This is a genomic window from Flavobacterium sp. FlaQc-28 (assembly GCF_044007415.1).
Classification (GTDB): domain Bacteria; phylum Bacteroidota; class Bacteroidia; order Flavobacteriales; family Flavobacteriaceae; genus Flavobacterium.
Window position 1 is genome coordinate 1 of sequence record NZ_JBIPCM010000001.1, and the last position, 12789, is coordinate 12789.

Annotated in this window: 8 protein-coding genes; all 8 read right to left on the reverse strand. The window is 34.6% G+C overall.

Annotated elements, in window-relative coordinates; all coding sequences use genetic code 11:
* On the reverse strand, nt 1–3818 hold a 3818-nt coding region (locus ACHRVL_RS00005; protein WP_395409403.1), incomplete at its 3' end, for a fibronectin type III domain-containing protein.
* 552 nt (nt 3819–4370) lie between these two features.
* On the reverse strand, nt 4371–5297 hold the full coding sequence (gene queG / locus ACHRVL_RS00010) for a tRNA epoxyqueuosine(34) reductase QueG (protein ID WP_395409405.1): 927 nt from the start codon (nt 5295–5297) through the stop codon (nt 4371–4373).
* A gap of 89 nt (nt 5298–5386) precedes the next feature.
* Nucleotides 5387–6640: a cytochrome P450 gene (locus ACHRVL_RS00015; RefSeq protein ID WP_395409406.1), complete on the reverse strand. Its 1254-nt coding sequence runs from the start codon at nt 6638–6640 to the stop codon at nt 5387–5389.
* A 5-nt stretch (nt 6641–6645) separates the two neighbouring features.
* On the reverse strand, nt 6646–7668 hold the full coding sequence (gene ruvB / locus ACHRVL_RS00020; RefSeq protein WP_089052715.1) for a Holliday junction branch migration DNA helicase RuvB: 1023 nt from the start codon (nt 7666–7668) through the stop codon (nt 6646–6648).
* A gap of 106 nt (nt 7669–7774) precedes the next feature.
* A complete protein-coding gene (locus ACHRVL_RS00025) occupies nt 7775–9577 on the reverse strand; it encodes a cbb3-type cytochrome c oxidase subunit I (protein WP_089052714.1) in 1803 nt (600 codons plus the stop codon).
* Nucleotides 9578–9607: 30 nt separating this feature from the next.
* A complete protein-coding gene (locus ACHRVL_RS00030; RefSeq protein ID WP_089052713.1) occupies nt 9608–10798 on the reverse strand; it encodes a cytochrome c oxidase subunit II in 1191 nt (396 codons plus the stop codon).
* A gap of 19 nt (nt 10799–10817) precedes the next feature.
* A complete protein-coding gene (locus tag ACHRVL_RS00035) occupies nt 10818–12212 on the reverse strand; it encodes a quinol:cytochrome C oxidoreductase (RefSeq protein ID WP_395409409.1) in 1395 nt (464 codons plus the stop codon).
* A 27-nt stretch (nt 12213–12239) separates the two neighbouring features.
* On the reverse strand, nt 12240–12785 hold the full coding sequence (locus ACHRVL_RS00040) for a cytochrome c (RefSeq protein WP_395409411.1): 546 nt from the start codon (nt 12783–12785) through the stop codon (nt 12240–12242).
* Nucleotides 12786–12789 lie beyond the last annotated feature (4 nt).

Below are 12789 nucleotides of genomic sequence, written 5' to 3' on the forward strand. Positions count from 1 at the left end.
CCTGTAGCAGTCGTATACCATTTAAGGTTTGATCCTGTTGTAACCGTTAAATCATTTATTGTTTTATTCTCTGATGAACAATATACTAGAGCTGAAGCTGTTGGAGGTGCTGGAGTAGGATTCACAGTTACTGAAACTGACGTTCTTGTACTCTCACATCCTGCAGCTGAACTCTGGCTTACATAATAAGTATTAGTTGTCACAACAGTTGATGCTGCCAAAGCAGTTCCCCCTGTAGCAGTCGTATACCATTTAAGGTTTGATCCTGTTGTAACCGTTAAATCATTTATTGTTTTATTCTCTGATGAACAATATACTAGAGCTGAAGCTGTTGGAGGTGCTGGAGTAGGATTCACAGTTACTGTAGCGGTAGCCGCAGCACCACTCAATGCACGGTTACATGTTCCATTACTAACATTGGTTATATTCAATGTTGTATTTGAGCTTACATTAGAAACGGTAATATCTACTGTTCCTCCAGAACCTATTGTAGCAGTACCTGATTGTGCGCCTGTATAAGTAACAGTATTACCTGCTGTTCCTGTTATAGTAAATACAGCATTCGATCCTGAACAAACTGGACTGTTTGAACTTAAGGTTGCTGCTGCTGGTAGTGCATTTACAATAAAATCAGTCGCTGTTCTACAACTTCCACCTGTACATACCGAATAATAAGTATATTTACCTGGTATATTAGTATCTAATCCATCTGAAACTACTGGATCAAACGTTGAACCTGTACCTAATGGTGTAGTACTTGTAGCCGTTTTATACCATTCTATCGATCCTGGCAAAGTATAATTAACCGTAATCGTAATATTAGTGATATCAGTATCTGGGTTAACTCCACTATCATTAATACTTTCCTTAAATTCAAATTTCCAGTTTCCATTCGGATTTCCTGATCCACTCCATGTTCTTAAAGGTTTCGTTTCAGCACCTCTACTGTCAGTTTCAGATGGCTTTAAGTCCCCTGTTTGTGTCCCAACAGCAGAAGGAGGCGTAATTCTAACTCTTAAATCACTTAACCAAGAAGTACCATTAGTTTTGAAACTAATGGTTGTGGAAGTACTGGTTACTACTGCACCATTAGGCAATATTGGAAAAAGTATATTGATATCGATATTTCCATTACCTCCATAATTTACGCGATTAGACGTCCCTCCACTCCCACTAGCTGTCCTAGGAACCTGAGGCACCGGACTACAAACAGTTGCACTACTTAATATTCCCGATCCGCCTTGGCAAATAGTAACCCCTGTGGTTACTGGCCCATTCACAAAAACCTCAATTTCATTAGATACTTCATTCCTAATACCACATTGATTCACTGCCCAAACTCTGTAAAAATAAGTAGTTCCATAATTTAGTCCTGTAACATCAAAAGAAGTTACATTTCCAACGGGCCTACCATTATAGGTCGCAACAAAAGTACCTCCATTAAAAGTACGCGTTGTAGAAATATCTAATAAATAAGCTGTCGCATCAGCAACTGCCTGCCAATTCGCAGTGAAACCAGTACAGGTTACTCCCGTTGCAACAGTCGCATTTACAGCTGCTGTTGGTAATTGATTAAAAGTTACAACCACGTCATCAGTAGATGCGACACAAGGATCATTAGAAATTGTCCATCGTAAAGTATATGAGGCTCCCGCTACTCCCGAAAAAGTAGTTTTAGGATTCGTATCTGATGCAAATGATCCTCCTGTCCCACTTACAATTGTCCATTTACCCGTTCCATTTGTCGGAGTATTTCCTGCAAGGCTAATTGTAGTCAATCCACAAGTTGCAGAACCAGTTTGATCAGGCCCTGCATCGGCTGTTGTTGGTGGATTTATTCGTGTAACCGATGCCGAAGCGGTATTATTAGTAGGATTATCTGTAGTATAAGACGACGAGATCGTCGCTGTATTATTATAATTCCCAGAACTATTAACAGTAGCAGTTATTGTTAGCACAGCACTTGCGCCATTATCTAAATTAGAAATTGTCCAAATACCATTTGTATTATTATATGATGTTCCAGCTGATGCAACCGAAGAAACATATGTATATCCTGAAGGAAGTTGGTCCGTCACAGAGACACTTTCAGCATTAGCTGGTCCTAAATTTTTTGCCGTTATGGTAAAAACTACATTAGATCCCACACATTGACTTGCAACATCAATCTTATTTTCGACTGCAACATCGCTACAAAGAGTAACAGCAATTGGTGTCGATTGAGAACTAACACCACAAGATAAGGTAGAAACTACTGTATAAGAACCCGTTTTAGTAACCGTGATAGTCTTTGATGTTTGATTTGGAATAACTACACCATTATAACGCCATTCATAGGGTGCAAAATCAGGATCTGTTGTTAATGTGGCCGATTCCTTAAGACAATTACTTCCTTGAATATAAGTTTCTTTTGGAGCTGTTGGCTGCTGTGCAAAATTGGAGAAAAATGCCGCCATAGAATAGCCACTACCTTGTTGCGCAATAGAAACTGTAAGTTTTGAAGCGCTACTAATAGAAATAATACCAGGATTACCTATTTGAGTTCTATTAAAATCTATTATATACCAATCAGTTGTTCCCAACTTGCGACGAGGACTTAAATTAATAGGAGTAGCAGCATTAACGGTAACTGCGTCTGTTGCGCTTTTTAAAAGAACATAACCAAAATAATCCAGTGATTGATTACCATACCCTAAAAAAGAAGATGTTTCCACAAAATTAGACCCTCCACAAGCTGATACGGGAGCAATTGTCGAAATATCAACTTCACAATTATCTCCTGTACCAGAATAAACAGCTACATTATTAGTCGCTAAAATTCTTGATGATGTAAATTGAGTTCCAGAAACCCCATTTTTAAGAATATGAAAACTACCTGCATTGGCTAAGTTTATAGTTACTGGCGAACCTGCTATTTCAGTACCATTAACTGCATAAGTATTTATTGTTAATACTGTACCAGGTTTGGTTGCTACAACAGTAGTCTGCTCTGCAGTATCATTACCTTTTCCTCTTTCAAGAAAGTATTCCATCCCTAAAACAGATACTGGTGGCAATTGATCAAAAGTTCCGTCTCCACACCCTCCAGGTGTATCTACTCTCATACCTGTATTCATTACAATAGATCCACCCGATGACTCAACTAAATCACCAATATTCGCATTAAATAAATAACTTTGACCAGCAGCTAGCGTAGTTAAAAGTGCTCCATTTAATTTTACTTGTGTACCACCATTAATTGCCATCACACTGTAAATAGGCCGATCAGTAGCTGTCGATGATGTAGCATTACGATAGTATCCTACTCTAAATTCTGTTCCGATACCCGCATCTCCAAAACTAGTTAAAGAAGCATTTCCTTTAATATTTGTATCACCGCCTACAGCATCAGATGCTACATTTCTTAGATTCACAGAAACTTCTCCTGTAGTACTGGTAACAGTAACTATAAGTCCCCTATCAGCATAAGGTGTATTAAGAGCATTATAACCTAAAGCAGCTAAAGTAGGATCTCCAACAAATCTATAAACAGCAGGTGCTCCTTTTATAGTTGTCAATGAACCTGACACTGTGGTACCATTTTTTGTCAAAGAAACTGCTGTACCGTTACTTCTAGTTATTGTAAAAGTTACTGTAGAAGTAGAATTCGTTGCAATTACAATTTCATTTGCGTTACTTGTATACTGCCAAGGTGCTGGTGCTATATAATGTTTTTTAAAAAACTGGGCTGAAGCATCAAAATTTCCCGCCAATAGAAACAATAAAATAAAAGAAATAAGCTTAAAAAAATTAAGCTCTCTAAAAGTAAAGTTACGCATAGACAAACAGGGTATTAGTTGGGAGTATAGAAAATTTGGAAGCTGAAAACCAAAATTTGGCTTTCAGATTATAATACAGATACGAAAAAATAATGTAAACGGATTTTGGATAATTGAAAAAGGACTTTTCAAAATCACACAAAAAGTAGGTAAGCGTTTGAGCCATAATGCATTTAGGTTCAAGACACAATGTCTTTGGGGTTAGTTAAGTAAATTTGGTGCCGCGAAAGTATACAAAGCCCTCAATACTAACTACATTAGTCGACAAACTACATAGAAAAACGTTGAAATGCACATTTGTTCAAAAAAAAATTAACCTTAATGTTTTAAAAACATAACAATTCAATAACAAAACAGCAGAAAATTCTTAAAATTTTGAAGAAAAATCAGTTTACAGAAGCTAAACCGATTAATATTCAATATTATCTTACAAAACAATATCTAAATACGACATAAAAACACACCTAACGTTTTAATAATCAGATATGTGCATTTTAATTATTCATATAAATAAAATTGCATTAAGCACTTATTATAAACTAAAGAATAAATTTATTTTAGAAAATTTATATTTCGCTTAAGACCATCAAATTTAGTTCGTTTGATAGGCGAATTTTTAAAGACTAACCGAAAGGTTTCTTCGGTAATTTCAAGCCAATCTTTTTTAGAGAAAGAAAGCAATTCAGGATTAGGATTAAACAATGGTTCGGAATGTGGTTTAGAAAATCGATTCCAAGGACAAACATCTTGACAAGTGTCGCATCCAAACATCCATTCGTCAAATTTTCCCTTCATTTCATGTGGCAAATTTTCTTTCAATTCAATAGTATAATACGATATACATTTACTGCCATCGACCACATATGGTGCAACTATTGCTTGTGTGGGACAAGCATCAATACAAGCGGTGCAAGAACCGCAATGATCTGTTACTGCATGATCATATTCTAACTCTAAATCTAAAATAAGTTCTGCTATAAAGTAGAAAGAGCCTACTTTTTGGGTAATTAAATTACTGTTTTTTCCAATCCATCCTAAACCACTTTTTGCTGCCCAGGCTTTATCCAAAACTGGTGCAGAATCAACAAAAGCGCGACCAGAAACTTCTCCAATATTCTCTTGAATCGAATGAAGAAATTCTTTTAATTTTTCTTTTATAACAAAATGATAATCCTGACCGTATGCATATTTGGAAATCTTAAAACTTTCCTCATTTTGAACTTCCGAAGGATAGTAATTAAGCAAAAGAGAAACAACGCTTTTTGCATCATCAACCAATAAAGTTGGGTCAAGTCTCTTATCAAAATGGTTCTCCATATAGGCCATTTGACCATTGTAATTGTTTTTTAGATACTTCTCAAGGCGTGGAGCTTCTTGTTCTAAAAAACCAGCTTTAGATATTCCACACGAAATAAAGCCAAGTCGTTTAGCTTCTGATTTTATAAATTTTGAATATGTCTCTTTAGAATTAATCAGCATCTTTTAGAGAATGAAACTTTAACATTAACAGGTTTTAAAGTAATTAATGGATTAAACAGAATTACACTTTCATTAGATTTAATCACATATTATTTTACAATTTGAGATATTGTAAGACACATTTCATAAATGGCAAAGCCAGTTCCAATACACATCCTTGGTCCTGCACCAAAGGGATAAAAATATTGCATTGACTCTTTCTTTTGCTCGCCCAAAAATCGCTCAGGAATGAATTCATCTGGATTCTTCCAATACTTAGGATTACGGTGCAATTCATAAAAAGAAACGCCAATCAGGGTATCTTTCTTTATTTTAAACTGTCCAAAACAATCATCTTCAAGATTCTGTCTGTCTGTAATCCAAGCTGGTGGATACAAACGCATAGATTCGTTCAAAACGGCATTTAAATAGGTCATTTTTTGAAGTTGCTCGATAACATTTTCAGTTTGCGACTCAATTTCATAAATTTCTTCAAAAACTTTTTCCTGTACTTCTAGATTACTGCCTAACAAATGAAGTGTAAATGTTAAAGCATTTGCAGTTGTTTCATGTCCTGCTATAAACAAAACTTTAATTTCATCAATCAATTGCTCTACAGACATGCTTTCACCAGTATCCTCGTATCTGGTTTCTAAAAGCATATTCAATAAATCGTTTATTTCTTCCTTTGAAGCTTTTCGTTCCTCGATAATTTCACGAATAATACTATTATTCTCTTCGGCTAATCTGAGATGTCTTTTTACTTGACCACTTAATGAGAACCACCAAGCTTTATGTGGAAGCCGAATTTCTTTAATTAAAAAATGTTGTACTTCTTCAATAATAAATTTAATTCGCTCGAATTTATCTTCTGCAGTTTCAAGCTGAAACAAAGATTTTGCCACAACATTAAATGCCAGATTACTCATTATTGGAAAAAGATCTATCGGCTTTTCTTCACCCAGATTATCTAATTCTGCACTAATAGTTATATTCATATTATCAACCAACTGATTCATTTTTTGTTTATGAAATGCTGGTTGGATAAGGCGTCTCTGCTTTAACCAAAAATCACCATCACTGGTTAAAAGACCTTTCCCTAAATACTTAGAAAGATATACAGATTGAAATTTAGATTTATGATAATTCTTTTGATTTTTAACTAAAATATATTGTGCAATTTCATTATCTCTCGACAAAATGATATGCTTTGAGAAACCAATTCTAATGGAAAAAGAATCTCCAAATTTCTCGAAATATCTATTATGAAAAGGAATCGGATTTTTTCTAACCCCTTCAGCATCTTTAAAAAAACGAACTATTGATAATTTATTTGGGTACTTATATTTTACATAATTACACATAACTGCTAAAACAAACCTCCTTGAATATTTGTATTTAACTTACCTAAATGTTTATATGCTTTGTCTGTAACTTCACGACCACGAGGCGTACGCATAATAAATCCCTCTTGAATCAAGAAAGGTTCGTACACTTCCTCAATAGTTTCGCTGCTTTCAGATACGGCTGTAGCCAAAGTAGAAAGACCTACAGGCCCACCCTTAAACTTATTTATAATAGTTAATAGTATTTTATTATCCATTTCATCTAAGCCATGCGCATCAACATTTAAAGCTTTCAATGCGTAACGAGAAATCTCAATATCAATAGTACCATTCCCTTTTATCTGTGCAAAATCACGAACTCGTCGCAGTAGTGCATTCGCAATACGAGGAGTACCACGACTTCTGCCTGCAATTTCAATTGCAGCTTCAAGATCTATAGGCATTTTTAATATCCCTGCACTTCTTTCAACAATTGTTGTCAAAAGTTCAGTAGAATAATACTGTAATCGAGATGAGATTCCAAAACGAGCTCTCATTGGAGCCGTTAATAATCCTGAACGAGTCGTTGCACCAATCAAAGTAAAAGGATTCAAATTGATCTGCACTGTTCTAGCATTTGGACCAGATTCAATCATAATATCAATTTTGAAATCTTCCATTGCCGAATATAAATACTCTTCAACAATAGGACTCAAACGATGAATTTCATCAATAAATAAAACATCTCTTTCATCAAGATTTGTTAACAATCCCGCTAAATCACCAGGCTTATCTAAAACGGGGCCGGAAGTAATTTTTATTCCAACTTCAAGTTCATTTGCCAGAATATTAGCTAAAGTCGTTTTTCCAAGTCCAGGAGGTCCATGAAATAAAGCATGATCGAGCGCCTCGCCACGTTGATTTGCAGCGGCAACAAAAACTTTTAAGTTCTCTAAAACCTGATCTTGTCCGGCAAAGTCATCAAATGACAATGGGCGTAATCTCTTTTCAAGATCTAATTCTTCTGGGTTATATCCTTTAGTTGTTGGATCTAAATTCTCATTCATTCTACAAAGATATACAAAGTAAATCAGTATGTAAACAGTAACAATTTAACTATTTAAAATAACACATAAAAAAAAGACTGTCATCTCTGACAGTCTTTCTATTATTTTAGTGGTGTAAAACTTCTTCACCTTCTTTCATTGGTACATTTTGAGGAACAAAATCTACATCATGATTTGGGTTACTATAGTCATACGGCCAACGATATACATGAGGAATTTCACCTGGCCAGTTTCCGTGAATATGTTCAACAGGAGTAGTCCACTCTAATGTTGTAGATCTCCAAGGATTTTGAACTGCTTTCTTACCGTAGAAAATACTACTAAAGAAGTTGTACAAGAATACTAATTGGAAAGCTCCTCCCACAAGAGCAAATGTTGTAATTAAAACATTCACATTTTGTAAATCATCAAATAATGGGAAGTTAGTATTTGTATAGTAACGTCTTGGTAAACCAGCTAATCCGATGAAGTGCATTGGGAAGAAAACTCCATAAGCACAAACTGCTGTAATCCAAAAGTGAATATAACCTAAGTTCTTATTTAACATTCTTCCGTACATTTTAGGGAACCAGTGGTAAATACCAGCAAACATTCCGTAAAGTGCAGAAATACCCATTACTAAGTGAAAGTGAGCAATTACAAAGTAAGTATCGTGAACATTAATATCTAAAGTACTATCTCCTAAAATGATTCCAGTTAAACCTCCTGTGATGAAAGTCGAAACCATTCCAATAGAGAACAACATTGCAGGATTAAATTGTAAGTTACCTTTCCATAAAGTTGTAATCCAGTTGAACGCTTTTACAGCAGATGGAATTGCAATTAATAAAGTTGTAAAGGTAAATACAGATCCTAAGAAAGGATTCATACCAGAGATAAACATGTGGTGACCCCATACAATAGTTGATAAAAATGCAATTGCAAGAACTGACATAATCATCGCTCTGTATCCAAAAATTGGTTTACGAGAGTTCGTAGCCATAATTTCAGAAACAAGCCCCATTGCTGGTAAGATTACGATATAAACCTCAGGGTGACCTAAGAACCAGAATAAGTGCTCAAACAATACTGGAGAACCTCCTTGGTAGTGTAAAACCTCTCCTGCAATATAGATATCAGATAAGAAGAATGAAGTACCAAAACTTCTATCAAAAATCAATAATAAAGCAGCTGATAATAATACTGGGAATGAAATAACACCAATAATAGCTGTTACGAAAAATGTCCAGATTGTAAGAGGAAGTCTAGTCATAGACATTCCTTTTGTTCTTAAGTTAATAACAGTTACGATGTAGTTTAATGATCCCATTAAAGAAGATGCAATAAAGATAGCCATCGAAACTAACCATAAAGTCATACCAGTTCCAGATCCAGGGATCGCTTGTGGTAAAGCACTTAATGGTGGATAGATTGTCCAACCTGCAGAAGCTGGTCCAGCTTCAACAAATAAAGAACATAACATAACTACAGCAGATAAGAAGAACAACCAGTATGAAATCATATTCATAAATCCAGAAGCCATATCTCGCGCTCCAATTTGAAGCGGAATAAGTAAGTTACTAAAAGTTCCACTCAAACCAGCTGTCAGTACAAAGAATACCATAATGGTACCGTGAATTGTAACCAAAGCTAGATAAATATCATTTGCCATTACACCATCAGGTGCAAATTTATCCCCTAATAAAACATTAAAGATTTTAAAAGACTCTTCTGGCCAAGCCAATTGCATTCTGAAAAGCAAAGACATAGCAATACCAATAATCCCCATGATAATACCTGTAATCAAGTATTGCTTAGCGATCATTTTGTGATCAATACTAAAAATATATTTAGTAATGAATGTGTCTTTATGATGATGTTCGTGCTCGTGATCGTGTCCGTGATCGTGACCGTGCGCTTCTGCTGACATATATGTGTACTTTAAATTTTCTTAATAATATTATTTCATCGCAACTTTAGCTACAGCTGCTTTAACTGTATCTACAACTGCTTTTACAGTATCGATAACTTTTGCAGTAGTATCACTTGGTGCAGCACCTTCTGCTTCAGGCTTTTTAGCAGCTGCTGCCGCTTTAATATCCTGAGCTAAAGTAGTTTTCTCGCTTAACCATTTTTTATATTCTTCTGGAGTATCTACAACAACTTTCATTTGCATGTTATAGTGTGAAGCTCCACAAATTTTATTACATAATAATAAATAATCAAATGTATAAGGATCTAAAGCTGTACCTCCTTTTGCAACTAACTCAATACTTTTTTCAGCTCTTAATTTGTTGATGTTTGCAACTTTCTCAACCATAAATGGCAACTCTCTGTATTCAGCAGTAGTATAAGTTGGAACAAAAGCAAACTCAGTAACCATACCAGGAACACAGTTCATTTGTGCTCTAAAGTGAGGAAAATAAGCTGAATGCAGTACGTCTTGAGAACGCATTTTGAAATGTACTTTTTTACCTTTAGGAATATGAAGTTCAGAAACTACAATATCATCTTGAGAATTAGGATCAGACATATCAACTCCTAATGTATTAATTCCTTCAATTAAACGAACGTTTGCTTTTCCTAAAACATTATCTTGACCTGCATATCTTGCAGTCCATTTAAACTGTTGAGCATATAATTCGATCTCTACAACATCCTCATCTTTGTCAACAAACATGATGTTATTCCAAGCATATAATCCATAAAGAATTAAACAAGCTAGAACTACAGATGGAATGATACTCCAAATTGCTTCTAATTTATTACTATCTGCAAAGAATAAAGCTTTTTTATCTTTATGTCCTCTATTTTTAAAAGAAAACCAGTGCAGTAAGCCTTGAGTAATAACTTGAACTGTAAAGATTAATACCCAAGTAATATTCATCAAACTATCTACTAAAAGCCCATGCTCTGAAGCTGGTGTATGAAGCACTAAATTACCCCATTTTAGTAAACCATAAATAGTAAATATATAAATGAAAGCTAAAAAGCCAAACATAATATATCCCTGAATATTATTATCATTATCTGATGCAACCTGAGAATCGTCCGAAGAAGATCCTACTTGAGTAAGATCAAATATCTTGGTCAATTGCCATAATGCAACTGCTAATAAAACTAAAACTACAATTACCAACAAACTTGTCATCTGTTTATTTCTTTAAATATTAATAATGAAAATGTTTACTTTCTTCTATGAAAGGATTTCTTTTTGCAAGTAAAGGAGATTTAGTTAATGCAGTAAACACTGTAAAAATAAACAATCCTAAAAAGAAAAGAATAGACGCAATTTCAGAAACTCCAATAAACCATTTATCTCCTACTGTACCAGGCATAATCATATTAAAGAAATCAATATAATGTCCTAATAAAATAACAATACCAGCCATTACAATAATCCAGCTTAGACGTTTGAAATCAGTATTGATTAAGATTAACAATGGGAAAACAAAATTCATAACCACAGCACCAAAGAATGGCAAGTTATACAATTGAATTCTTGTGATGAAATAAGTAACCTCCTCAGGAATATTTGCATACCAGATCAACATGAATTGCGAGAACCATAAGTATGTCCAGAAAATACTAATACCAAACATGAATTTAGCTAAATCATGAATGTGGCTTGTATTAACAAACTCTAAATATCCTTTAGATTTTAAATAAATAGTCACTAAAGCGATAGTAGTAATTCCGCTTACAAAGAAAGAAGCAAAAACATACCATCCGAATAATGTACTAAACCAGTGTGGGTCAAATGACATAATCCAATCCCAAGACATAATAGATTCAGATACAATAAAGAATACTAAAAATCCAGCTGATGCCTTAAAGTTCTTTTTATAGTACAAATCATCATTAGCTTCATCTTGAGCTAAACAATTTTTTCTAGAGAAATAATTATATAAATTCCATCCTAATAAAAAGATACCTGCTCTAACAATCCAAAATGGGAAGTTTAGATATCCTGATTTACCAGCGATAATTGCATCATAATTAGGGCTTTTCGGATCCGTAACACCTTCACCCAACCATACAAAAATATGATTAAAATGAAGTCCGCAAAGAACCAAAATAATAAAGAAAATTACAGAACCAACTGGCAAATAAGCCGTAATACCTTGCATTACTCTAAACAAAACTGGAGACCAACCTGCCTGAGCAACTTGTTGAATAGCATAAAATGCTAAAACTCCCATTGCAAGCAATAAAAAGAAAATACAAGCTACATACAATGCAGACCAAGGTTTGTTTTGTAATTGGTGCAGTACATGGTTTAAATGTTCTGTATGTTCATCAGCGGCATTAACTTTTGCATGTTCACCACCTTTATGTGAATCATGAGATGCCTCAGCAGTTTCGTGATGCCCAGCTTCTGCATGAGAAGCTTCTGCTGTTACTTCATGTGCAGCACCATGAGAACCATGAGCATCTGCAGCAAGAATTTTTTCAACTTCTTGAATATCTTTAGGAGCAGTTAAAAAACCATATCCTATTCCTAATATACCAACGATCATTAGGATGAAAGAAAAAGTTTTTAATTTACTTGAAAATGTATACATATCTATTACGATCAGTTTGTTCAACAATTATAATTGGCTTCTTAGTTTTAGAACATAGTCAGCAACTAACCAACGTTCGTGGGCACTTAATTGATTTGCATGCGAACCCATTGCATTTAAACCATAAGTCTCAACATGAAAGATACTTCCTTCAGTGATTTCTCTATCTTTATAGCTAGGTACTCCAAGAAATTTCTCTCTTTCAACCAATTTCCCTTTACCGTTTCCAGTTGCACCATGGCAACTCATACAGTAAATTTCGAAAAGTTCTTTTCCTTTTTCAGAAGCTTTTTCTGCTTCAGTCAAAGGCGATTTTAAATTAGCTTTTGCCAATTCATAACCTGCAGTTGAATTTTCATACTCATAAGGCTCAAAACCTCTATTGATAGTTCCTTCTACAGGAAGCTGTCCTTCTTTACCACCCTTAAATATTTTTGCTTCTGCATATGGCTCATATGCTAAAGACTCATACATATTAGGGAAATACTGATAGTTTGGTGCCGAATTATTGTGGCAAGATGAAACTAAAATAGTTATACCAACTAAAAGTGTTATTTTATATATCCTTTTCATAGCT

What these genes read in the sequence shown, in the direction of transcription:
- queG (WP_395409405.1), bottom strand. Translation starts at nt 5,297, where the DNA reads ATGCTGATTAATTCTAAAGAGACATATTCAAAATTTATAAAATCAGAA.
- ACHRVL_RS00015 (WP_395409406.1), bottom strand. Translation starts at nt 6,640, where the DNA reads ATGTGTAATTATGTAAAATATAAGTACCCAAATAAATTATCAATAGTT.
- ruvB (WP_089052715.1), bottom strand. Translation starts at nt 7,668, where the DNA reads ATGAATGAGAATTTAGATCCAACAACTAAAGGATATAACCCAGAAGAA.
- ACHRVL_RS00025 (WP_089052714.1), bottom strand. Translation starts at nt 9,577, where the DNA reads ATGTCAGCAGAAGCGCACGGTCACGATCACGGACACGATCACGAGCAC.
- ACHRVL_RS00030 (WP_089052713.1), bottom strand. Translation starts at nt 10,798, where the DNA reads ATGACAAGTTTGTTGGTAATTGTAGTTTTAGTTTTATTAGCAGTTGCA.
- ACHRVL_RS00035 (WP_395409409.1), bottom strand. Translation starts at nt 12,212, where the DNA reads ATGTATACATTTTCAAGTAAATTAAAAACTTTTTCTTTCATCCTAATG.
- ACHRVL_RS00040 (WP_395409411.1), bottom strand. Translation starts at nt 12,785, where the DNA reads ATGAAAAGGATATATAAAATAACACTTTTAGTTGGTATAACTATTTTA.